Below are 21162 nucleotides of genomic sequence, written 5' to 3'. Positions count from 1 at the left end.
GACCGGGTTCGAGGACGAGCAGGTGCTGCGGGCGCTGGGCGTACGGACCTCGGTGGCCGCGTTGCTGGACGAGCCGGGAGGCGCGGCGGAGCTGCTGGACCGGCTCGCCGACCCCGACCGGCCGGTCACGGCGGCCCAGCTGCACGCGCTCTACGGCGCGCTGGCGGAGCTGGACCCCGAGCAGGTGACCCTGCCGGACGATCTGCGGGCCGTGGTCGACGGCCGGGTGGAGGTGGTGGACGCCGCGGACGCGGTGGTCGTCGACTCGCCCGACCTGCTGCCGTTCACCTCCGGTGTGCCGCTGCTGCCCGTACGGCCGGCGCGGGCGGCCGAGCTGGCGGAGCTGTTCCAGGTGCGGCGGCTGAGCGAGTCCGTCACCGGGGAGGTGGACTCCGAGGGCACGGAGCACGCCGTACCGGAGCCGGTGCGGGTGCTGCTGGGGCCGCGCACCCCGGCCGTGTACGTCGAGCACGAGGAACTCGTCGTCGACGGCGTGGAGATCGACTGGCGGCTGACGGACGACGGCGTCCTGCACGCGGCGACCCTGGAGGGCGTGGCCGCGGGGCTGGCCTGGGCGGCGGGCCAGTGGCCCCGCCGCTTCGAGGTGGCGGCACTGCTGGAGGACCCGTCCCGGACGGAGGAGCTGGCGCGGGACCGCTGGTTCGACTGAGCCCGGGAAAACCTGCACGAATTTTCCACGTTCCGCACAACCATGTGGCGGAGTGGCGCATCTGATCATGCGAGTCAACAGACTCCCTGATCATTCGGGGCCCCGGCCGACGACGAGCCGTACGAAACGACCAGAGCCGGGGCCCCCTTCTCCAACGTGGGGAACACATGCGTATACGCGCCACCGTGGCCGCCGTCTCCGGCGCCCTGGCCCTGTCCGCCCTCGCCGTCCCGGCCGCCCACGCCGACGACTCCGTGGGCGACACGAAGATCTCCAACGTGGTGGTCAACAGCGGCAAGTCCGTCGTCGTCGGCGCCACCGCCGCCAAGAAGGTCACCGTCACCTTCACCGTCACCGACAACTCCGGCGTCGCCTGGGCGCAGGCCATCCTGTACCACGGCCCGAGCGTCGAGAAGTCCGACACCGGGGCCATCGCCGACGGCAAGGACGGCGAGGCCACGTGCACCAAGGTCAACGCCACGAAGTCGACCTGCAAGTCGACCTTCACCCTGGAGCCGTCCTACAACCTCATCAACGCGTCCGCCGGCACCTGGAAGGTGTGGGCCCTCGCCGCGGCCAAGGACGACGACTTCGCGCAGAAGGACAACGCCAAGAGCTTCCAGGTGCAGCGCGCCTCCAAGCTCACCGTCAACGCCTCCCCCGAGCCGGTGAAGAAGGGCAAGACCATCACCGTCACGGGCAAGCTCTCCCGCGCCAACTGGGAGACCGGCAAGTACGCCGGTTACACCGGCCAGTCGGTGAAGCTCCAGTTCCGCAAGAAGAGCTCCAGCACCTACACCACGGTCAAGACCATCAAGACCAACTCCAAGGGCGAGCTGAGGACCACCGTCAAGGCCTCCGCCGACGGCTACTACCGCTACTCCTTCGCGGGCACCTCGACCACCCCGGCGGTCAACGCGGCCGGTGACTTCGTCGACGTGAAGTAGGAACCTCCGCGCTAAGCGGGAACGCGGCGGTCCACCCACCTCCACAGGAGCTCCAGGGTGGCCGCCGCCACCACCGCGATCCCGGTCGCGACCCACGGCATGGTCATGCCGACCAGCTTCAGGGCGAAGAACTCCTGCAGCCACGGCACCACCAGCACCACCAGGAACGCCCCGCCCATCGCCGCCACCAGACCGATCCGCCACCACGTGTACGGCCGGGCGATGATCGCCAGTACCCAGATCGAGATCAGGAACAGCGTCAGCGTCGCCGCGCTCGTCTCCGCCTCCAGCGCACCCGCACCGGTGTAGTGCTCCCGTGCGACCAGGTACGACGCGAACGTCGCCAGCGCGGCCAGCACCCCGCCCGGGATCGCGTACCGCATGACCCGCCGTACGAAGTTCGGCCGCGCCCGTTCCCTGTTGGGGGCGAGGGCCAGGAAGAACGCCGGGACGCCGATGGTGAGCGTCGACAGCAGGGTCAGATGGCGCGGCAGGAACGGGTACTCCACCTGCGAGACCACCACCAGCACCGCGAGCAGCACCGAGTACACCGTCTTCACCAGGAACAGCGTCGCGACCCGGGTGATGTTGCCGATCACCCGGCGTCCCTCCGCCACCACCGACGGCAGCGTGGCGAAGCTGTTGTTCAGCAGCACGATCTGCGCGACCGCCCGCGTGGCCTCCGAACCGGAGCCCATCGCCACGCCGATGTCGGCGTCCTTCAGCGCCAGCACGTCGTTCACGCCGTCCCCGGTCATCGCGACCGTGTGGCCGTTCGACTGGAGCGCGCCCACCATGTTCCGCTTCTGCTGCGGGGTGACCCGCCCGAACACCGTGCCGTCGTCCAGCGCCTTCGCCATGCCGTCCGGGTCGGCGGGCAGCCGGCGCGCGTCCACCGTCGTCCCGGACAGGCCCAGCTTGGACGCGACCGCCCCGACCGACACCGCGTTGTCCCCGGAGATGACCTTGGCCCGTACGTCCTGCTCGGCGAAGTAGCGCAGGGTGTCGGCCGCGTCCGGGCGCAGCCGCTGCTCCAGCACCACCAGCGCGGCCGGCCGTACGCCCTCGGCGGCCGCGGGGTCGTCGACGTCCACGCCGTCGCGGGCACGGGCGAGCAGCAGTACCCGCAGCCCCTGCTCGTTCATCCGTCCGGTCTCGGTCAGCGCCGGGTCGTCGGGGTCCAGCAGCACGTCGGGCGCTCCCAGCAGCCAGGTCACGGCCCCGCCGTCCGCGTCCTCCTCGAACGTCGCGCCGCTGTACTTGCGGGCGGAGGAGAAGGGCAGCGTGTCGGTGAGGCGCCACCCGGTGGTGTCCGGGTACGCGTCGATGATCGCCTTCAGGGAGGCGTTCGGGCGGGGGTCCGCCGAGCCGAGTTCGCCCAGCACCTTGCGGAGGTACGCCTCGTCACCGTCCCCCAGCACCCGCAGCTCGGTGACGTCCATGCCGCCCTCGGTGAGCGTGCCCGTCTTGTCCAGGCAGACCGTGTCGACGCGGGCCAGCCCCTCGATCGCCGGCAGCTCCTGCACCAGGCACTGCTTGCGCCCCAGCCGGATCACCCCGATCGCGAAGGCGACGGAGGTGAGCAGCACCAGCCCCTCGGGGACCATCGGCACGATCCCGCCGACCGTGCGGGCGACCGAGTCCTTCAGCTCGTTTTCCTTGACCACGAGCTGGCTGATGATCAGGCCGATCGCGGTCGGGACCATCATCCACGTCACGTACTTGAGGATCGTGGAGATGCCCGAGCGCAGCTCGGAGTGGACCAGTGTGAACCGGGACGCCTCCTCGGCGAGCTGCGCCGCGTACGCCTCGCGTCCCACCCGGGTCGCCTGGAAGGAACCGCCGCCGGCGACGACGAAGCTGCCGGACATGACCTGGTCACCGGGCCGCTTCACCACGGGGTCGGCCTCGCCGGTGAGCAGCGACTCGTCGATCTCCAGGCCGTCCGCCCCGGCGCACACCCCGTCGACGACGACCTTGTCGCCCGGCCCGATCTCGATCAGGTCGTCCAGCACGATCTCGGAGGTGCCGACCTGCGTGGCCGTCCCGTCCCGGCGGACCGTGGGCCGTACCTCGCCGATCACCGCGAGGGAGTCGAGGGTCTTCTTCGCCCGCCACTCCTGGACGATGCCGATGCCGGTGTTGGCGAGGATCACGAAGCCGAACAGGCTGTCCTGGATGGGCGCGACCACCAGCATGATCAGCCAGAGCACGCCGATGATCGCGTTGAACCGGGTGAAGACGTTCGCGCGGACGATCTCGGCGAGGGACCGGCTGCTGCGCACCGGCACGTCGTTGACCTGTCCGCGCGCCACCCGTTCGGCCACTTCCGCGGCCGTCAGCCCGGTCACCGGAGAGGTGGCCTTGACGGGGTGTTCGGCATCGATCCGGTCGCCCGCCTCGAGATGCGTCATGCATCCGACGGTACGTGCGGAGCCGGTGGTTCACCCACCCGATGGGCGGAAGATCCGACCGGGGGAGGAGGGCCGTAGTGCCGTGGTCGTACGGCGGTGACGCGAAGGCCCGTCGGGATCAGTCGGACGAGGGGGCGGGGGAGCGGTCCGGCCCCGGCGCTCCGTCGGCCGACCGCCCCCGCTTGATCGCTGCGTCGCGCCTGCGGACGTACCAGATGCCGATGAAGCCGAGCCCGCCGCCGGCCAGGCAGGTCCACAGCCACCAGGTGTGGCCGTGGTCGTCGAACCAGCCGTAGAACGGCAGCTGCACCAGGAACAGGACGAACCAGATGATCGTGCCGCCGACGATGGTGGCGACCACGGGGCCCTCCAGGGGCTCCGGCGCCTCGTGCTCGGGGGATCCCGAAAAAAACCCGGCCATGCGGACAGCTTACGAGGAACCCCGGACGTGACGGGGACCGCAGGGGTACGTGACGGGCCCCGCGGGGATGCGCGAGAGACATGCGACGGGCCCCGCGGGGATGCGCGAGGGGCGCGTGACGGAGACCGCAGGGGGCCACGCGGGTCTACGCGCGGAGATAGCGTGGACGGCGTTATATGTTCATACTGAATCCGTTTGTCTCTGACCGCTTTCATTCGTAGAAAACACCAAAGGGCTTCGGGGGGCGCCCGCCGGTGATGAGGTCCCCGCATGTCCCCGTCGGCCACCACCAAGGCCCCCACCCCCGAGCAGCCGGGGTCCGGTGCCGCGTCCGGCGCCCTCGACCGCTACTTCCGGATCTCCGAGCGCGGCAGCACCCTGCCCCGTGAGATCCGCGGCGGCTTCGCCACCTTCTTCGCGATGGCGTACATCATCGTGCTGAACCCGATCATCCTGGGCAGCGCGAAGGACATGTACGGCCATCAGCTCGACAACGGCCAGCTCGTCACCGCGACCGCCCTGACCGCCGCGTTCACCACGCTGCTCATGGGCGTCATCGGCAACGTCCCGATCGCGCTGGCCGCCGGTCTGGGCATCAACTCGGTCGTCGCGCTCCAGCTCGCGCCGCGCATGTCGTGGCCGGACGCCATGGGCATGGTGGTGCTGGCCGGTTTCATCGTGATGCTGCTGGTCGCCACCGGTCTGCGCGAGCGCGTGATGAACGCCGTCCCCTACGGTCTGCGCAAGGCCATCGCCATCGGTATCGGCCTGTTCATCATGCTGATCGGCCTGGTCGACGCCGGGTTCGTCTCCCGCATCCCGGACGCCGCCCACACCACCGTCCCGCTCCAGCTCGGCGGCACCGGTCACCTCACCGGCTGGCCGGTCCTCGTCTTCGTCCTCGGCGCGCTGCTCACGCTGGTGCTGATCGCGCGCAAGGTGCCCGGCGCGATCCTCATCTCGATCGTCGCGATGACGGTCCTCGCGCTGATCATCAACGCCGTGGCCGACGTCCCCACCTGGGGCCTGACCACCCCCGAGTGGCCCGGCAACCCGGTCGCCACCCCCGACTTCGGCCTGATCGGCCAGGTCAGCCTGTTCGGCGGCTTCGAGAAGGTCGGCGTGCTGACCGGCATCCTGTTCGTCTTCACCGTGCTGCTGTCGAGCTTCTTCGACGCGATGGGCACGATCATGGGCGTCTCGGACGAGGCCAAGCTGACCGACGCCCAGGGTCAGATGCCCGGCGTCAACAAGGTCCTGTTCCTCGACGGCGTCGGGGTCGCCGCGGGCGGTGCCAGCTCCGCCTCGGCCACCACCGCCTTCGTGGAGTCCACGGCCGGCGTCGGTGAGGGCGCGCGCACCGGCTTCGCCAACGTCGTCACCGGCTCCCTGTTCGCGGTGGCGCTGTTCCTCACGCCCATCGCCACGATGGTCCCGTCCCAGGCGGCCACCCCGGCGCTGGTCGCGGTGGGCTTCCTGATCCTGGCGGGCTCGATCAAGGAGATCGACTGGGCGGACCACACGATCGCCATCCCGGCCTTCGTGACGATGGTGATGATGCCGTTCACCTACTCGATCACCAACGGCATCGGCATGGGCTTCGTCACCTTCGTGGTGCTGCGCCTGGCGACCGGGCGCGGCCGGGAGGTCCCGGCGGCGATGTACGTGGTGTCGGCGGTCTTCGCCTTCTACTACCTGATGCCGGCGCTGGGCCTGACCTGACCGTGCACGCGGGGGCTCACGTGACCCCGTAGAACTTCTCCGTCTCCTCGACGGCGGTGTGGAACCGCTGGTCGAAGTCATCGCGCATGAGCGTCCGGACGACATAGTCCTGGACGCTCATGCCGCGTTTTGCGGCATGCTCCCGGAGCCGTTCGAGCAGTTCGCGGTCGATACGCAGGCTGAGCACGTCGGTCCCCATGTGCACGAGGGTCCCTGCACACCACGGTGCGCCGCGCCACGATTCGCGGATGGATCACTCGTACGGGTGATACGGCGTGACAGTGGCGGGGGTCACGGGCGCGTGCGCGCCTTCCGGGTGGTCCTTAGCGAGAGTAATGAGTTACGCTAAAGAACATGCCGGACTTCAGCCATGGCGACGACGCAGCCGCCGTGAACGCCCTCCGATCCGCCGTGATGCGGCTGTCCCGTCGGCTCAAGCACCAGCGCGTCGACGAGTCCCTCAGCCCCACCGAGATGTCGGTGCTGGGCACCCTGGCCCGCTGCGGCCGGGCCACCCCGGGCGAGCTCGCCCGCAAGGAGCACGTCCAGCCGCCGTCGATGACCCGCATCGTGGCCCTGCTGGAGGCCAAGGGACTGGTCCGCCTGGAGCCGCACCCCGACGACCGGCGCCAGAAGGTCGTCACGCAGACCGAGCGGGCCGAGGCGATGCTCGAGGAGAGCCGCCGCAAGCGGAACGCGTTCCTCGCCACGCTGGTCGAGGAGCTCGACGAGGACGAGTGGGCGAAACTGCGCGCCGCCGCCCCCGTGCTGGAGAAACTGGCGCACATCTGAGCAGGCAGCACAGCAGCGCCGCGGCGAGCGGCCGTAGCGAGGAGGCGAACCCTTTTGAGTACGGGATCCGGAGCAGCTTCCGCCCCCGCACCTGACCCCCACGACACCCCGGCCGCCCCCGACACCGAGCCCGCCCGCAAGACCTCGATGTTCGCCTCGCTGAAGGTCAGGAACTACCGCCTGTTCTTCCTCGGCCAGGTCGTCTCCAACATCGGCACCTGGATGCAGCGCATCGCCCAGGACTGGCTGGTCCTCAGCCTCACCGGCTCCTCGGCCGCCGTCGGCATCACCACGGCCCTGCAGTTCCTGCCGATGCTGCTGTTCGGCCTGTACGGCGGTGTCCTCGTCGACCGCCTGCGCAAGCGCCCCACGCTCCTCGTCACCCAGACCGCGATGGCCCTCACCGCCCTCGTGCTCGCCGCCCTCACCCTGACGGGACGGGTCGAGGTCTGGCACATCTACGTCGCCGCCTTCGCCCTCGGTCTCGCGACCGTCGTCGACAACCCGGCCCGCCAGTCCTTCGTCTCCGAGCTCGTCGGCCCCGGCCAGCTCCAGAACGCGGTCAGCCTGAACTCCGCGAACTTCCAGTCCGCCCGCCTGGTCGGCCCCGCCGTCGCGGGCCTGCTGATCACCGGCGTCGGCACCGGCTGGGCGTTCCTCCTCAACGGCCTGTCCTTCGTCGCGCCGCTCGCCGGCCTGATGATGATGCGCGCCCGCGAGCTGCACGCCGTCGAGCGCGCCCCGCGCGGCAAGGGACAGCTCCGGGAGGGCGTGCGCTACGTCACCGGACGGCCCGAGCTGATCTGGCCGATCGTCCTGGTCGGCTTCATCGGCACCTTCGCCTTCAACTTCCCCGTCTACCTCTCGGCCTTCGCCGACGACGTCTTCCACGGGGGAGCGGGCGTCTACAGCATGTTCAACACCCTGATGGCGGTCGGCTCCGTCTCCGGCGCCCTGCTCGCCGCCCGGCGCGGCACGGCCCGGCTGCGGCTGCTGATCCTGGCCGCGCTGGCCTTCGGCGGGCTGGAGATCCTGGCCTCGGCGTCGCCGGAGCTGTGGATGTTCGCCCTGCTCATGGTCCCGCTGGGCCTGTTCTCGATGACGGTCAACGTCACCACCAACACCAGCCTCCAGATGGCCACCGACCCGGCGATGCGCGGCCGTGTCATGGCCCTCTACATGATGGTCTTCCTCGGCGGCTCCCCGGTCGGCGCCCCGATCGTCGGCTGGATCACCGACACCTACGGCGCCCGCGTCGGCTTCGCGGCCGGCGGCGCGGTCGCGGTGGCCGCGGCGGCCGTCATCGGCCTGATCCTGGCCAGGGTCGGCGGCCTGCGCCTGTCGGTGGGCTGGCACCGGGGCCACCCCAGCGTCCGCTTCGTGCCCCGTGAGCGCCAGGAAGCCCTGGCTCCCGCGGTCTGACGGCAGACTGGCCCCATGAGACTCTTCGCCGCCGTACTGCCGCCCGAGGACGTGGTCCAGGAGCTCGCCGCCGAGGTGGCCCGGCTGCGGAGGCTGCCCGGGGCGGACGGGATGCGGTGGACCGGGCGGGCCGGGTGGCCCCGCGGCGGAGCCGCTGACTGGCACTTCACGCTAGCCTTCTACGGCGAGGTCGACGACGGGCTCGTACCGGAGCTGACGGCGCGGCTGGGGCGGGCCGCGTCCCGGACCGAGCCGTTCCGGCTGGCGCTGCTCGGCGGCGGCCAGTTCGGGCGCGGCAGGGTGCTGTGGGCCGGTGCGGAGGGGGACCTGCGCACGATGCGGCTGCTGGCCGAGCGCGCCGAGGCGGCGGCGCGCAAGGCGGGCGTGCCGATGGACGAGCACCGCCGCTACAAGGCCCACCTGACGGTGGCCCGCAGCCGGGACGCCGTCGACGTACGGCCGTACGTGGAGGCCCTGCACGCGTTCCGCAGCCGTACCTGGACCGTGGACGAGGTGGTGCTGATGCGCAGCAACCTGCCGACGTCCGGGGTGCCGGGCGAGCAGCCCCGTTACGAGACGGTCGCTCGCCGGGCACTGGGCGCGGCCGGTTAGGCTCGACGGCGTGGACCCGAAGACCCGTAACCGGATCATGGCCGGTGCGCTCGTGCTGATGTTCGTCGTGGTGGCACTGGCGGCGGCGCTGGGCAATTAGCGCCGCCGCCGGTCCCCGTGCGTGCCGCTACCAGGCGAAGGCCTCCGGTGACGGCCCCGGACCCGGGAAGATCTCGTCCAGCGAGGTCAGCAGCTCCTCGCTCAGCTCCAGCTCGACCGCGCGCAGCGCGGAGGCGAGCTGCTCGGCCGTGCGCGGGCCGACGATCGGGCCGGTCACGCCGGGCCGGGTGAGCAGCCAGGCCAGCGCGGCCTCGCCGGGCTCGACGCCGTGCTTGTCGAGCAGGTCCTCGTACGCCTGGATCTGGGCGCGGGACGACGGGTCGGCGAGCGTGTCGGCGGCCCGTCCGGAGGCGCGCCGGCCGCCCTGGACCTCCTTCTTGATCACACCGCCCAGCAGTCCGCCGTGCAGCGGCGACCAGGGGATGACCCCGAGCCCGTACTCCTGCGCGGCCGGGACGACCTCCATCTCGGCGCGGCGCTCGGCGAGGTTGTACAGGCACTGCTCGCTGACCAGGCCGATGGTGCCGCCGCGCCGGGCGGCGATCTCGTTGGCCTGGGCGATCTTGTAGCCGGGGAAGTTCGAGGAACCGGCGTAGAGGACCTTGCCCTGCTGGACCAGGACGTCGATCGCCTGCCAGATCTCCTCGAACGGGGTGTTCCGGTCGACGTGGTGGAACTGGTAGAGGTCGATGTAGTCGGTCCCCAGCCGCTTGAGCGAGGCGTCCACCGCTCGCCGGATGTTCACCGCCGACAGCTTGTCGTGGTTGGGCCACGCCTCGCCGTCCGCGCCCATGTTCCCGTACACCTTGGTCGCGAGGACCACCTTGTCGCGGCGCTCGCCGCCCTTGGCGAACCAGTTCCCGATGATGCTCTCGGTCCGGCCCTTGTTCTCGCCCCAGCCGTAGACGTTGGCCGTGTCGAAGAAGTTCAGTCCCGCGTCCAGCGCGGCGTCCATGATGGCGTGGCTGTCGGCCTCGTCGGTCTGCGGACCGAAGTTCATCGTCCCGAGGACGAGCCGGCTGACCTTGAGTCCCGTGCGTCCGAGCTGCGTGTACTTCATGGTCGTCAAGCCAACGGCTTGGAGTGCGCTCTATGCAAGGGGGGATCGGTCCCGGGGGAATCCGCTGGTGCTCACGGTCAGGTCGGCCACCGTGCCCGTCAGGTCGATGTCGTCGCCGAAGTCCACCCGCGTCCTGGTGACGTAGTCGCCGTTCTTGGGGTCGGTGTAGACGTAGCAGCGGCCCTGGTAGGGGTCGGCGATGACGTAGAGGGGCACTTCGGCGGTCGCGTAGGCGACCTTCTTCGGGCCGTAGTCGTTGGCGGCCGTGCCCTCGGAGATGACCTCGAAGACGAACTCGACGTCCTCGTAGCGCCAACGTCCCTCGTCGTCCTTCTCGGCGGAGGCACGGAGTACGGCGACGTCCGGGCAGAGACCGTTCTCGTGGCCGGGGAAGTCGATGCGGACGTCCGAGAACACCTTGACGTCCTCCCCGAACCGGTCCTCAACGGCCATCACCAGCTTGAGGATGATCCTCCAATGGGTGGCCCGCTGCGGTGTCATGAAGACGTTGCCGCCGACGATCTCGACCCTGAATCCTTCGGGGACGGGCATCCGCTCCAGCCGCTCGAACCACTCGTCCAAGCGCTGCGTGTTGGCGTCGGCCATGGAGATCCTGTCGTCTGCGACGGTCATCGTGGCGCTCCTCCCGGCTGTCCCCGGACGAGTGCGGCCGCGCGGTACAACGGTACGGACGGAGAGCGGGACACGGGCCGGGCGCATATGCCGGGAATTCCCCGGGCCGCTACGCCGCCCCGTACGGCCCGCCCAGCCCCCACCCCCGCCACATCGCCTCCGCGAACGCCCCCGCGAGCTTGTGCTCGCCGCTCTCGTTGGGATGCGTGCCGTCGTACGTGTCCGTGTGGAAGTCGTACGACGCCGGCGGCGGGACCAGCAGCAGCGGCGAGTCCGCCTCGTCCAGGTCGGCGACGGTCTTCGCCAGGAGTTCGTTGAAGTGGGCGACCTGTTCGGCGAAGGCCGCGTCGGCCTCCACCCGGATGTTGCGGATCACCGGCATGACGGCCACGCGGACGCGCGGGTTGGCCGTCCTCGCCCCGGCGATGAACGCGCGGACGTTCTCCGCCGTCTGCTCGGCGTTGGTGTAGAAGCCCAGGTCGATCAGGCCCAGCGACACCAGCAGCACGTCCGCGCGGCAGGAGCGCACGGTCTCGCCGATCAGCGGGGTCATGTGCTGCCAGCCCTCGCCCCAGCCGGCCAGGTGGGCGCGGGGGAAGCCGGGGTCGGCGTACGCGTGCGAGGTGGGGGCGTCCGTCACCGGGTCGTGGAGCGTCTCGCGCGGGCCGACCAGCGTGAAGGGACCGTCGTACGCCGTGCACAGGTGCCGCCACAGCCGGTAGCGCCAGGTGTGTTCACCCGCGCTCCCGATCGTCATCGAGTCACCTACGGGCATGAACCTGAGCACCCGATCATCATGGACGATCGGCCCGGCCACGGCGATGTGAGTCCGGACACCCGCCCTGAAGTGCGTTGATCGATGGCACTCTTGGCACATGCGCCGACCCTTCGCCCTGATCGCCGCGACCCTCCTCACGGGCGCGCTCGCCGTGCCCGCCGCCCTTGCCGTCGACGGCGACGAGGGCTTCACCATCAAGGACCCGCGCATCACCGAGTCCAGCGGACTCGCCGCCTCCCGTCTCCACCCCGGCGTCTACTGGACCCACAACGACCAGGACGAGGGGCCCTACCTGTACGCCGTCGACGGCGGCACCGGCGAGACGGTCGCGCGCGTCGCGCTCTCCGGCGTCGGCACGCCCCGGGACGTCGAGGCGATCGCCGTCGGACCGGGCAACCGGATCCTCGTCGGTGACATCGGGGACAACCTCGGCGGTACCTGGCCCCACGTGTGGATCTACGAGCTGCCCGAGCCGACGGAGCTGAAGGACCAGACGGTCCGGGCGACGCAGTACGTCGTGAAGTACGAGGACGGTGCCCGCGACGCGGAGTCGATGGTCGTCCACCCGAAGACCGGACGGGTCTACATCATCGACAAGAACGAGGACGGCGGACACCTGTACGAGGGCCCGGCGAAGCTCTCCGCCTCCGGGACGAACGTCTTCCGGCCCACCGTCCCCGTCGACCTCTGGGCCACCGACGCCGCGCTCTCCCCGGACGGCGAGCGGCTCGCCGTGCGCGGCTACCTCGGAGGCATCTGGTACGACTGGAACGGCGGCGAGATCCGGCGCGGGGGGCGCATCAGCGTGCCCCTGGGGCAGGGCGAGTCCGCCACCTACACCATCGACGGCAGGAAGCTGCTGCTCGGCATGGAGGGCGTCGGGAGCCCCGTCGAGGCCGAGGACGCGCCCGGGGACGGCGGAGAGCCGGGTGCGGGCGCCGAGGGCGGGAAGAGCGGGAGCGGCGGCGCAGCAGCCGACGACGACGGCACCGGGGGCGACATCAAGGTCGGCGCCGCCGCCGCGGCGGCCCTCCTCTGTGTGCTCCTCTTCCGGCTGCTGCGCCGCCGCAACCGCTGATCAGCCGTCCTGTTCCGGCCGGGTCCGCCCGGCGACGAACACCTCGAGACCGTCCAGGATCCGCTGCAACCCGAACTCGAAGTGGTCGAAGCCGGAGCCGAAGGTGTCCTCGGACAGCCCGGCCAGGACGGGGTAGCGCCCGCTGAGCATGGCCTTCTCCAGGACCGGCCGCTGCGCCTCCCAGAACTGCGCGTCCGTCAGCCCGGAGCTGCGCTCGGCCTGCTCCTGGTAGAGCTGGGTGCGGGCGGCCCCGACCACGTATCCGTCGATCATGACGATCGCCGACAGCAGCTCCGGGTCGGACAGGCCCATCGGCTTGATCCGGGTGAGCACCTTCTCCATGCCGTCCAGCGCGCTCGGACCGAGGATCGGACGGGACTGGTTGACCTCCATCAGCCACGGGTGCCGGCGGTACAGGGCGAGGGTGGCGCGGCCGAGGGCCTCCAGCGCCGCGCGCCAGCCGCCGTCGCCGAGGTCCGCGGGGTTCTCCGAGGGCCGCTGCACCCGGTCCAGCATCAGGTCGAGCAGCTCGGCCTTGCCGGGGACGTAGCGGTACAGGGACATCGTGCCGGTGCCCAGTTCCGTGGCGATCCGGCGCATCGACAGCGCGCCGAGTCCGTCCCGGTCGGCGACCTCGACGGCGGTCTCCACGATGCGGTCCAGCGTCAGCCCCGGCTTCGGCCCCCGGCTGGGCCGCGGGCCGGTGTCCCACAGCAGGTCGAGGGTGCGGGCGATGTCGCCGCCGCCACTGGTCTCCGTACCGCCCGAACCGCTGCTCATGAGGGCAGTCTAGAACCGTCCGAAAAAACTGAGTACGGTGTACGCGCAATCGGGTACGGTGTACTCAGTTCTTGGAAGGGGGACTCATGGACGACGGCTGTGCGGTCCGGGCGGAGGGCCTGGAGAAGCGGTACGGCGAGAAGCGCGCCCTCGACGGCTTCGACCTCGCCGTCCGCGAGGGCACGGTGCACGGACTCCTCGGGCCGAACGGCGCCGGCAAGACCACCGCCGTGCGCATCCTGTCGACGCTGGTCCGGCTCGACGGAGGCCGTGCCACGGTCGCCGGGCTCGACGTGGCCCGGCGGGCGCGCGAGGTGCGGGCGCGGATCGGGCTCACCGGGCAGTACGCGGCGGTGGACGAGGTGCTCACCGGGCGGCAGAACCTGGAGATGTTCGGCCGGCTGTTCCACCTCGGCGGCAGGCGGGCCGCGGCGCGGGCGGTCGAGCTGCTGGAGCGGTTCGACCTGACCGACGCCGCCGACAAGGGCGTGGGCGGTTACAGCGGCGGCATGCGCCGGCGCCTCGACCTCGCCGCCTCGATGATCCTCGCCCCGGCCGTGCTCTTCCTGGACGAGCCGACCACGGGACTCGACCCCCGCAGCCGCGGCGAGGTCTGGGACTCGGTGCGGGCGCTGGTGGCGGACGGCACGACCGTGCTGCTGACCACGCAGTACCTGGAGGAGGCCGACAGGCTGGCCTCCCGGATCACCGTCATCGACCGGGGGCGGGCCATCGCCGACGACAGCCCGGACGGGCTGAAGGACCTGGTCGGCGGCGACCGCATCGAGGTCGTGGTCGCCGAGCGCTCCGACATCCCGCGCGCGGTGAAGGTCGTCGCGCGGGTCGCCGAGGGCGAACCCGAGTCGGACGACACCGAGTTGCGGGTGCACGCGCCCGTGACCGACCGGGTGGCCGCGCTCACCGAGGTGGCGCGCACCCTCCAGGACGAGGGCGTACGGGTGGAGGACCTCGGACTGCGCAGGCCCAGCCTCGACGACGTGTTCCTGCGCCTGACCGGACACCGCGCGGAGAAGGAGGCGGCGGCATGAGCACGGCCGGACTGACCGGACCGGCCGGGCACGGCCGTACGTACTGGGCGCTCGCGGACTGCTGGAACATCGTCCGCCGCGGCCTCACCCACTACCGGCGCCAGCCCGTCAACATCGCCTGGCAGCTCGGCTTCCCGATCCTGTCGGTCCTCCTCTACGGCTATGTCTTCGGCAGCGCGATGACCGTGCCCGGCGGCGGGGACTACAAGGACTTCCTGATGCCGGGCATGTTCGTGATGACCATGGCGTTCGGCTTCATCAACACGGCGACCGTGGTGGTGTACGACTCCACCAAGGGGGTCATCGACCGGTTCCGCTCCATGCCGATGGCGTCGTCCGCGGTGGTGGCCGGGCGCGGGGTGACCGATCTGGTCGTCGCCTGCGCGGAGCTGGCCATCATGATGCTGACCGCACTGGCCATGGGCTGGCGGCCGGACGGCGGCTGGGGCTTCCTGGCGGCGTTCGGGCTGCTGCTGTGGCTGCGGTTCGCGCTGATCTGGATCGGGGTCTGGCTGGGACTGCTGGTGCCCAACCCGGAGGCGGCGGGCGGGCTGTTCGCGGTCGCGTTCCCGCTGACGATGATCTCCAGCATCTTCGTCGCCCCGCAGCTCATGCCCGACTGGCTGGGCTGGGTGGCGGCCTGGAACCCGGTCTCCTCCACGGCCGCCGCGGCCCGCGACCTGTTCGGCACGCCGGCCGGCGGCGGCGACTCCTGGGTCGAGCGGCACGCGCTGCTGATGGCGGGGGTGTGGCCGCTCGTGCTGACGGCGGTCTTCCTGCCGCTCGCGGTGCGCAGGTTCCGGAAATTGAGCCGCTGAGCCGCCGGCGCGCGTGACAGCATGCGGCCATGCCCTACTCACATCCCGCCGGCGAGTTCTCCATCACCTCGCTGTACTCCGTGCCCGATGACGCCTGGTACCTGGAGCTGGATCTCGTCGGTGGGCAGCGCAACCTGGTGACCGCGACCGTCCCCGACGAGGACCCGGCGCGGGAACCCATGGTGTGCTTCAACCCGGTGGCGCCGCACCTGGACATCCCGTACGAGGTCGTGCGCTGGTTCATGGACCGGGTCGAGGAGGAGATCCGCACGTCCCGGGCCTGGATGCGGTTGCGGCCCGGACTCGTGGAGGTCATACACCGGTTGCGCCAGGAGTACCTGGGCGTCATCGACGACGACGAGTTCGCGCGGGTCCTGGAGGAGGTGCGGGGCGAGGTCCCCGAGGCGGACCTCCCCGTCGTCGTCGCGGAGGCCTTCGGGCGGAAACCCGACGGCACCGCGCTGCTGGACCGACCTCGGCGCCCGACGGCGCCCGACGGCGGACGACGAGGGGCGCCCGGTGCTCACCGGGCGCCCCTCGTCGACGTGCTCGGAAGGTCAGAGCTGCTCGATGACGTAGTCCACGCACTTCGTCAGGGCCTCGACGTCCGCCGGGTCGATCGCCGGGAACATCGCGACGCGGAGCTGGTTGCGGCCGAGCTTGCGATAGGGCTCGGTGTCGACGACGCCGTTGGCGCGCAGGACCTTGGCGACGGCGGCGGCGTCGATCTCGTCGGTGAAGTCGATCGTGCCGATGACCTGGGAGCGCTTGGCCGGGTCGGTGACGAACGGGGTGGCGTGCTTGGACTCGTCCGCCCAGGTGTACAGGCGGGTCGAGGAGTCCTTCGTCCGGGCCGTGGACCAGGCGAGGCCGCCCTGGCCGTTGATCCACTCGAGCTGCTCGTTGAGCAGGAACAGGGTGGCCAGGGCCGGGGTGTTGTACGTCTGGTTCTTGCGGGAGTTGTCGATCGCCGTGGGGAGGCTGAAGAACTCCGGGACGTGGCGGCCGGAGGCGTGGACCCGCTCGGCGCGCTCGATCGCGGCCGGGGAGAACACGCCGATCCACAGGCCGCCGTCGGAGGCGAAGGACTTCTGCGGGGCGAAGTAGTAGACGTCCGTCTCGGAGATGTCGACCGGGAGGCCGCCCGCGCCGGAGGTGGCGTCCACCAGGACGAGGGAACCCTCGTCGGCGCCGGCGACCCGCCGGATCGGCATGGCGACGCCGGTGGAGGTCTCGTTGTGGGTGAAGGCGTAGACGTCCACGCCCGCCTCGGCGACGGCCTCCGGGTGCGTGCCCGGGTCGGCGGAGACGACCGTGGGGTCGGCGAGCCAGGGGGCGAGCTTGGCGGCCTTGGCGAACTTGGAGCTGAACTCGCCGAAGGTGAGGTGCTGCGACTTGTTCTCGATCAGGCCGTGGGTCGCGACGTCCCAGAACGCGGTGGAGCCGCCGTTGCCGAGGATCACCTCGTAGCCGTCGGGGAGCTGGAACAGCTCGGAGATGCCCTCGCGCACCTTGCCGACCAGGTTCTTCACCGGGGCCTGGCGGTGGGAGGTGCCGAGCAGGGACGTGCCGGTCGCGGCCAGCGCGTCCAGCGCCTCCGTCCGCACCTTGGAGGGACCCGCACCGAAACGACCGTCGGCGGGCTTGATGTCAGCAGGAATCCGGATCTCAGCCACGACCGGAGCCTAGCGGCTGCGGGAAACCCCGGCGAAACATCGTCCGTCCGCTGAGACGGGCGGTGGACGCGTGCGGACGGGGAGGGGACGGGTGGCGGACGCACCGGGGGGAGGTCCGCCCACCACCCGCGTCGTTCACCCGCCGAGCCGCACCGGAAGCTCGAACAGGTCGTTCTGGGTGACCACCGGCTTGTTGCGCAGCTCCTCCGCCGGGACCGCCAGGTCCAGCTTCGGGAAACGGGCGTACAGGGCCGGGAGCGCCACGCCCGCCTCCAGGCGGGACAGTGCGGCACCGGGGCACACGTGCGGGCCGTGGCCGAAGGAGATGTGCCGGTTGGTGACCTCGCGGGTGATGTCGAAGACGCCGGCCGACGGGCCGTGCGCCCGCTCGTCACGGCCGATCGCGGCGTACGACACGATCAGCGCGTCACCCGCCGGTAGGACCTTGTCGCCCACCGGTATGTCCTCGGTCGCGAACCGGATCAGCACGTGGGACGTCGGCGTGGCGTACCGCAGTGTCTCCTCGACCACCGCCGACCAGTCCACCTCGCCGGACAGCACCAGTTCCCGCTGCTCGGGGTGGAGGGAGAGGTTGGCCACCGCGTTGACGATGAGGGAGATCGTCGTCTCGTGACCGGCCGCCACCATGAGCTGGAGCGTGGCGACGATCTCCTCGTCGGTGAGGCTGTCGCCGTCCTCCGACGCCTGGATGAGCGCGGAGGTCAGGTCGTCGCCCGGGTTCTCGCGCTTGTGCGCCACCGTCTCGGTCATGATCCCGGCCAGCTCGGTCAGCGTCGCGATGACCTCCTCGGGCGGGGTCTGCGTGGAGAAGAACTTCTCGAAGAGCTCCTTCAGGCGCGGCAGCCGCTCCTCCGCCAGCCCCATCAGGTCGGCGATGACGTACATCGGCAGCGGGTAGGCGAACACCGCCTTCAGGTCGACCGTGCCGCCGGGCTGCGCGGCCACCTGGTCCAGCAGGCCCTCGGTCAGCTCCGTGATCCGCTCCCGCATCCGCTCCACCCGGCGCGGCGTGAGCGCCTGCGCGACCAGCGTGCGCAGCCGGCGGTGGTCGGCGCCGTCCACGGTGAGCATGGAACGGGGCGGGTTGGCCAGCCCGATCAGCGGCCAGTCGGGGGCGATCTCGCCGCGCTGCCAGGCGGTCCAGACGTTGATGTCCTTCACCACGCGCGGGTCGGTGAGCAGCTTCTTCGCCTCGGCGTGGTGGGTGACCGCCCACACCGGCACGCCCCCCGGCAGCGTCACGGCGGCCAGCGGCCCGGCGGCCCGCAGCGCCGCGCTCTCCCCGTCCAGGTCGGAGACGAAGGGGTCGAGGGGGATACGGGTCTGTCCGGTGTCGGTCGTCATGGTGTCCGTACCAGCCGTCATGCGAGCGAGCCTCCAAGGGCGGGAGTGGGAGTGAACGTGACCGGGAGTTCGGACAGTCCGCGCAGCCACGGCGACGGGCGGCGGCTCAGCTTCGCGGCCGGCACCGCGAGGTCGATGTCCGGCAGCCGGTCCAGGACGACCTCGATGCCGGTCCGGGCGATCACCTCGGCGATCTCCTGCGCCGGGAACGGGCAGCGGTGCTCCCCGTGACCGAAGGAGAAGTGCGCGCTGTTGCCGCCGGTCAGCGCCGAGCCGTCGGTCCGCACCTGGGGGTCGGAGTTGGCGCCCTGGAGGCCGAGCAGCAGCATGTCGCCGGCGCGGACGCGGCGACCGCCGAGCTGGGTGTCGCGGGACGCCCAGCGGGCGGCCACGTTCTGGGTCGGCGTGTCCTCCCACAGCACCTCGTTCATCGCCTCGGCGACGCTGTTGCGGCCCCCGAAGAGGGAGGCGGCGAACCGGGCGTCGGTGAGCATCAGGCGCAGCGAGTTGCCGATCCAGTCGGCGGTCGGCTGGTGCCCGGCCGCCATCATCACCATCAGGTCCTGGCCGATCTCCTCCTCGGTGAAGCCCGAGGGGTCGGCGAGCATCCGGGACACGACGTCCTCGGCGGGCGCGCTCTTGCGGGCGGCCACCAGTCCCGTCATCGACGTGAACAGGTGGGTCTGGCCCGCCAGCGCCCGCTCCCGCCCGTCGATCATGTCGTTGAGGGCGGTGACCAGGCCCGGACCCTCCTCGTCGGAGAAGCCGTAGAGCCGGGCCAGCACCCGCACCGGCAGCAGCATCGCGAACTCGCCGATCAGGTCGGCGGTGCCCCTGTGACAGATGCCGTCGATCAGCTCGTCCGCGAACTTCTCGGCGTACCCGCGCAGTTCGAACGGGTCGACCGCGTCCAGCGCGTTCCCCAGCATCCCGGCCCGCTCACGGTGCCGCTCGCCGACGGTGTACAGGATCGACGGCTGCCTGCGGCCGATCATCGGCAGCAGCGGCCAGTCGTCGGGGATGTTCTCCCACTGGTTCCACAGCTCGGAGTCGCGGCTGAACAGCACCGGGTCGCCGGTGATCTGGTGCAGCTCGCGGTAGCCGAGCACCAGCCACGCCGGTGCGTCCCCGTCCAGCACCACCGGGACGACGCTGCCGTGCTCGCGCCGCATCTCCCGGTAGACGCGGGCCGGGTCGTCCTGGAGCAGGGACCCTTGGAAACGGACGGCGTTGGGGGCGGAGGCGGGACTCACACCAGCTCCTGACGGGGGGCTCGGGCCGGGTCGGCGTACAGGGCCTGGATGTGCTCCACCAGCGTGATCAGCACGATCTTGCTGGACTCCCGGGAGCGTGCGTCGCAGTTGACCAGCGGCACGTGCGGGTCGAGGTCGAGGGCCTCGCGGATCTGCTGGGGGGTGAAGGTGGCGCCGCCGAAGTCGTTGCACGCCACGATGAACGGCGTGCCGTGCTTCTCCAGCCGGTCGATGGCGTACCAGGAGTCGTCGATGCGCCGGGTGTCGACCAGCACGACCGCGCCGAGCGTGCCGGAGAACAGCCGGTCCCACAGGAACCAGAAGCGCTCCTGGCCGGGCGCCCCGAACAGGTACAGCACGTTGCGGGTGTCGAGGGTGATGCGGCCGAAGTCGAAGGCGACGGTGGTCGCGGTCTTGCCGCTCACCCCGCTGGTGTCGTCGACGGCCTCCCCGGCCTGGGTCATCGTCTCCTCGGTGTTGAGGGGACGGATCTCGCTGACCGAGCGGACCATCGTCGTCTTGCCGGCGCCGAAGCCGCCCACGACCACGATCTTCAGCCCGTTGTCGGCCGACGCGCCCAGCGGCGTACGCGTCTCAGAGGTTGCGGAGTCCAACGAGCACCTGCTCCAGGATGTCGGGGTCGGGTACGGCGGCCTTGCGGGGGTGACGGGCGCTGACCCGGCCCGCCGCCTGAAGGTCGGAGAGCAGGATCCGGGTGATGCTCACGGGCAGCCTCAGCTCGGCCGCGATCTCCACGACCGCCGTGGGGCGTTCGGTCAGCCGCAGGATCGCCGCGTGCTCGGACTGCATGCCGGGCACCGGATCGCACTCGGCGACGACCAGGGTCACCAGGTCGAAGGGGTTGTCGGGACCGGACCGGCTGCGCCCCCCGGTGAGGGTGTAGAGCCGGTCGGGGGAGTCGTCCCTGCCGGGCCTGCTCATGAGGTGCGCGGCTGCGCGGTCAGGTGCTCGCCGAGCTGCTCCACGAGCTCGCTCATGTTGTGCCCGACGAGCCCGGCGTCCGCGTCCTCGGCGGTGACCACGGCCAGGTGCGCGCCCTCGCCGGCCTCCACGATGAACAGCACGCCGCCGTAGAACTCGGTCATCGCCGAGCGCACGCCGCCGCTGCCGTCGCCGAACTCGACGGAGGCGCCGTGCGACAGCGACTGGATGCCGGCGGCGATCGCGGCGAGCTGGTCGGCCTGGTCGGCGGAGAGCTCCGGGGTGCGGCACAGTTTCAGGCCGTCACGGGAGAGCACGAGCGCGTGCCGTGCGCCCGGCGTTCGCTCCAGCAGGCCCTCTATCAGCCAGGTGAGCTTCTCGTCGGCGGTCGTCGTGCCGGTCATGAGGTGGTGTCGCCTTCCGGGGTCGCGGGGGTGGGGTGTGCTTCGGGGGCCGGGCCGGCGGTGGTGCCGGTGTCCGGGTCGGCCGTGTCGTCGGGGGTGGGTGGACGGACGGCCTGGCGGAAGCTGCTGAAGCGGGCGGTGCGCGCCTTGGTCTCCTCGGCGGTCGGGGCGGGCCGGGGCGTGCTGCCGCGGCCGCTCGGACGGGTGCGCTCCGCCTCGGCGAGGGTCCGGCCCCGGCGGCGGCGGGGCAGGACGAGGGGTGGGGC

At 71.2% G+C, this 21162-nt stretch carries 21 protein-coding genes and 2 pseudogenes; 9 read left to right on the top strand and 14 right to left on the bottom strand.

Annotated features, from left to right (window positions below; translation table 11 throughout):
- Together B7767_RS05580 and B7767_RS05575 are read left to right on the top strand one after the other, a co-directional pair.
- Positions 1-670 (top strand): annotated as a pseudogene (locus B7767_RS05580) (molecular chaperone Hsp90); the annotation flags it as partial.
- Positions 671-837: 167 nt separating this feature from the next.
- A complete protein-coding gene (locus tag B7767_RS05575; protein WP_085571140.1) occupies positions 838-1617 on the top strand; it encodes a DUF5707 domain-containing protein in 780 nt (259 codons plus the stop codon).
- A gap of 11 nt (positions 1618-1628) precedes the next feature.
- Here the strand turns inward: B7767_RS05575 and B7767_RS05570 are convergent, their stop codons facing one another.
- The gene (locus B7767_RS05570; RefSeq protein ID WP_085571139.1) at positions 1629-4031 is read right to left on the bottom strand and encodes an HAD-IC family P-type ATPase; all 2403 of its coding nucleotides are present in this window, start codon (positions 4029-4031) and stop codon (positions 1629-1631) included.
- 118 nt (positions 4032-4149) lie between these two features.
- A complete protein-coding gene (locus tag B7767_RS05565; RefSeq protein ID WP_085571138.1) occupies positions 4150-4452 on the bottom strand; it encodes a DUF2530 domain-containing protein in 303 nt (100 codons plus the stop codon).
- 270 nt (positions 4453-4722) lie between these two features.
- Here B7767_RS05565 and B7767_RS05560 point away from each other — a divergent pair, with 270 nt between their 5' ends.
- Complete coding sequence (locus tag B7767_RS05560; protein WP_085571137.1) at positions 4723-6174, top strand: NCS2 family permease; 1452 nt, start codon at positions 4723-4725, stop codon at positions 6172-6174.
- Between the two features lie 16 nt (positions 6175-6190).
- Here the strand turns inward: B7767_RS05560 and B7767_RS05555 are convergent, their stop codons facing one another.
- Positions 6191-6373: a ribbon-helix-helix protein, CopG family gene (locus tag B7767_RS05555; RefSeq protein WP_085571136.1), complete on the bottom strand. Its 183-nt coding sequence runs from the start codon at positions 6371-6373 to the stop codon at positions 6191-6193.
- 155 nt (positions 6374-6528) lie between these two features.
- Between B7767_RS05555 and B7767_RS05550 the strand changes: the two genes are divergently transcribed.
- Genes B7767_RS05550 through thpR form a run of 3 tightly spaced genes read left to right on the top strand, consistent with a single transcriptional unit; the run spans position 6529 to position 9000 of the window.
- Positions 6529-6966 (top strand): MarR family winged helix-turn-helix transcriptional regulator, encoded by a 438-nt coding sequence (locus tag B7767_RS05550; protein ID WP_085571135.1) that lies wholly within the window; start codon positions 6529-6531, stop codon positions 6964-6966.
- Positions 6967-7020: 54 nt separating this feature from the next.
- Entirely contained in the window at positions 7021-8388 is a 1368-nt protein-coding gene (locus B7767_RS05545) for an MFS transporter (protein WP_085571134.1), read from the top strand.
- Between the two features lie 15 nt (positions 8389-8403).
- On the top strand, positions 8404-9000 hold the full coding sequence (gene thpR / locus B7767_RS05540; protein WP_085571133.1) for an RNA 2',3'-cyclic phosphodiesterase: 597 nt from the start codon (positions 8404-8406) through the stop codon (positions 8998-9000).
- A 127-nt stretch (positions 9001-9127) separates the two neighbouring features.
- Here the strand turns inward: thpR and B7767_RS05535 are convergent, their stop codons facing one another.
- The 3 genes from B7767_RS05535 to B7767_RS05525 all read right to left on the bottom strand — a co-directional run bounded on the left by B7767_RS05535 (position 9128) and on the right by B7767_RS05525 (position 11540).
- Entirely contained in the window at positions 9128-10120 is a 993-nt protein-coding gene (locus tag B7767_RS05535; protein ID WP_085571132.1) for an aldo/keto reductase, read from the bottom strand.
- A 30-nt stretch (positions 10121-10150) separates the two neighbouring features.
- A complete protein-coding gene (locus B7767_RS05530; RefSeq protein WP_085571131.1) occupies positions 10151-10753 on the bottom strand; it encodes a Uma2 family endonuclease in 603 nt (200 codons plus the stop codon).
- Positions 10754-10862: 109 nt separating this feature from the next.
- Complete coding sequence (locus B7767_RS05525; RefSeq protein ID WP_085571130.1) at positions 10863-11540, bottom strand: SGNH/GDSL hydrolase family protein; 678 nt, start codon at positions 11538-11540, stop codon at positions 10863-10865.
- 88 nt (positions 11541-11628) lie between these two features.
- Between B7767_RS05525 and B7767_RS05520 the strand changes: the two genes are divergently transcribed.
- The gene (locus tag B7767_RS05520) at positions 11629-12609 is read left to right on the top strand and encodes a hypothetical protein (RefSeq protein ID WP_085571129.1); all 981 of its coding nucleotides are present in this window, start codon (positions 11629-11631) and stop codon (positions 12607-12609) included.
- Here B7767_RS05520 and B7767_RS05515 read toward each other — a convergent pair whose 3' ends face one another.
- Positions 12610-13389: a TetR/AcrR family transcriptional regulator gene (locus B7767_RS05515; protein WP_085571128.1), complete on the bottom strand. Its 780-nt coding sequence runs from the start codon at positions 13387-13389 to the stop codon at positions 12610-12612.
- 86 nt (positions 13390-13475) lie between these two features.
- Between B7767_RS05515 and B7767_RS05510 the strand changes: the two genes are divergently transcribed.
- Both B7767_RS05510 and B7767_RS05505 read left to right on the top strand, forming a co-directional pair.
- Positions 13476-14438 carry an ATP-binding cassette domain-containing protein gene (locus B7767_RS05510; RefSeq protein WP_085571127.1) on the top strand — a complete coding sequence of 321 codons (963 nt, stop codon included), beginning with the start codon at positions 13476-13478 and terminating at the stop codon, positions 14436-14438.
- Positions 14435-15256 (top strand): ABC transporter permease, encoded by an 822-nt coding sequence (locus tag B7767_RS05505; protein WP_085571126.1) that lies wholly within the window; start codon positions 14435-14437, stop codon positions 15254-15256. The genes B7767_RS05510 and B7767_RS05505 overlap by 4 nt, the downstream gene beginning before the upstream one ends.
- A 557-nt stretch (positions 15257-15813) precedes the next feature.
- Here B7767_RS05505 and serC read toward each other — a convergent pair.
- From serC to B7767_RS05465, 7 genes and pseudogenes are all read right to left on the bottom strand, one after another.
- On the bottom strand, positions 15814-16932 hold the full coding sequence (gene serC, locus B7767_RS05495) for a phosphoserine transaminase (protein ID WP_085571125.1): 1119 nt from the start codon (positions 16930-16932) through the stop codon (positions 15814-15816).
- Positions 16933-17067: 135 nt separating this feature from the next.
- Complete coding sequence (locus B7767_RS05490) at positions 17068-18318, bottom strand: cytochrome P450 (RefSeq protein ID WP_256923330.1); 1251 nt, start codon at positions 18316-18318, stop codon at positions 17068-17070.
- Positions 18315-19550, bottom strand: coding sequence for a cytochrome P450 (locus B7767_RS05485; RefSeq protein ID WP_085571123.1), 1236 nt, complete (start codon positions 19548-19550; stop codon positions 18315-18317). The genes B7767_RS05490 and B7767_RS05485 overlap by 4 nt, the downstream gene beginning before the upstream one ends.
- Positions 19547-20164 (bottom strand): ATP/GTP-binding protein, encoded by a 618-nt coding sequence (locus tag B7767_RS05480; RefSeq protein WP_073934445.1) that lies wholly within the window; start codon positions 20162-20164, stop codon positions 19547-19549. The genes B7767_RS05485 and B7767_RS05480 overlap by 4 nt, the downstream gene beginning before the upstream one ends.
- On the bottom strand, positions 20145-20492 hold the full coding sequence (locus B7767_RS05475) for a DUF742 domain-containing protein (RefSeq protein WP_085571122.1): 348 nt from the start codon (positions 20490-20492) through the stop codon (positions 20145-20147). The genes B7767_RS05480 and B7767_RS05475 overlap by 20 nt, the downstream gene beginning before the upstream one ends.
- Entirely contained in the window at positions 20489-20896 is a 408-nt protein-coding gene (locus tag B7767_RS05470; protein WP_085571121.1) for a roadblock/LC7 domain-containing protein, read from the bottom strand. The genes B7767_RS05475 and B7767_RS05470 overlap by 4 nt, the downstream gene beginning before the upstream one ends.
- Positions 20893-21162 (bottom strand): annotated as a pseudogene (locus tag B7767_RS05465) (ATP-binding protein); the annotation flags it as partial. The pseudogene B7767_RS05465 and the gene B7767_RS05470, both read right to left, overlap by 4 nt.

This window comes from Streptomyces sp. 13-12-16, assembly GCF_002114215.1.
GTDB lineage: Bacteria > Actinomycetota > Actinomycetes > Streptomycetales > Streptomycetaceae > Streptomyces.
Note: the sequence above shows the minus strand (reverse complement) of the source record. Positions and strands in the feature narration are given on the sequence as shown.

Coding starts and splice junctions, on each gene's coding strand:
- B7767_RS05550 (WP_085571135.1), top strand. CDS start 6,529: ATGCCGGACTTCAGCCATGGCGACGACGCAGCCGCCGTGAACGCCCTC.
- B7767_RS05470 (WP_085571121.1), bottom strand. CDS start 20,896: ATGACCGGCACGACGACCGCCGACGAGAAGCTCACCTGGCTGATAGAG.
- B7767_RS05505 (WP_085571126.1), top strand. CDS start 14,435: ATGAGCACGGCCGGACTGACCGGACCGGCCGGGCACGGCCGTACGTAC.
- thpR (WP_085571133.1), top strand. CDS start 8,404: ATGAGACTCTTCGCCGCCGTACTGCCGCCCGAGGACGTGGTCCAGGAG.
- B7767_RS05475 (WP_085571122.1), bottom strand. CDS start 20,492: ATGAGCAGGCCCGGCAGGGACGACTCCCCCGACCGGCTCTACACCCTC.
- B7767_RS05575 (WP_085571140.1), top strand. CDS start 838: ATGCGTATACGCGCCACCGTGGCCGCCGTCTCCGGCGCCCTGGCCCTG.
- B7767_RS05510 (WP_085571127.1), top strand. CDS start 13,476: ATGGACGACGGCTGTGCGGTCCGGGCGGAGGGCCTGGAGAAGCGGTAC.
- B7767_RS05565 (WP_085571138.1), bottom strand. CDS start 4,452: ATGGCCGGGTTTTTTTCGGGATCCCCCGAGCACGAGGCGCCGGAGCCC.
- B7767_RS05535 (WP_085571132.1), bottom strand. CDS start 10,120: ATGAAGTACACGCAGCTCGGACGCACGGGACTCAAGGTCAGCCGGCTC.
- B7767_RS05515 (WP_085571128.1), bottom strand. CDS start 13,389: ATGAGCAGCGGTTCGGGCGGTACGGAGACCAGTGGCGGCGGCGACATC.
- B7767_RS05570 (WP_085571139.1), bottom strand. CDS start 4,031: ATGACGCATCTCGAGGCGGGCGACCGGATCGATGCCGAACACCCCGTC.
- B7767_RS05530 (WP_085571131.1), bottom strand. CDS start 10,753: ATGACCGTCGCAGACGACAGGATCTCCATGGCCGACGCCAACACGCAG.
- B7767_RS05490 (WP_256923330.1), bottom strand. CDS start 18,318: ATGACGGCTGGTACGGACACCATGACGACCGACACCGGACAGACCCGT.
- B7767_RS05560 (WP_085571137.1), top strand. CDS start 4,723: ATGTCCCCGTCGGCCACCACCAAGGCCCCCACCCCCGAGCAGCCGGGG.
- B7767_RS05555 (WP_085571136.1), bottom strand. CDS start 6,373: ATGGGGACCGACGTGCTCAGCCTGCGTATCGACCGCGAACTGCTCGAA.
- B7767_RS05520 (WP_085571129.1), top strand. CDS start 11,629: ATGCGCCGACCCTTCGCCCTGATCGCCGCGACCCTCCTCACGGGCGCG.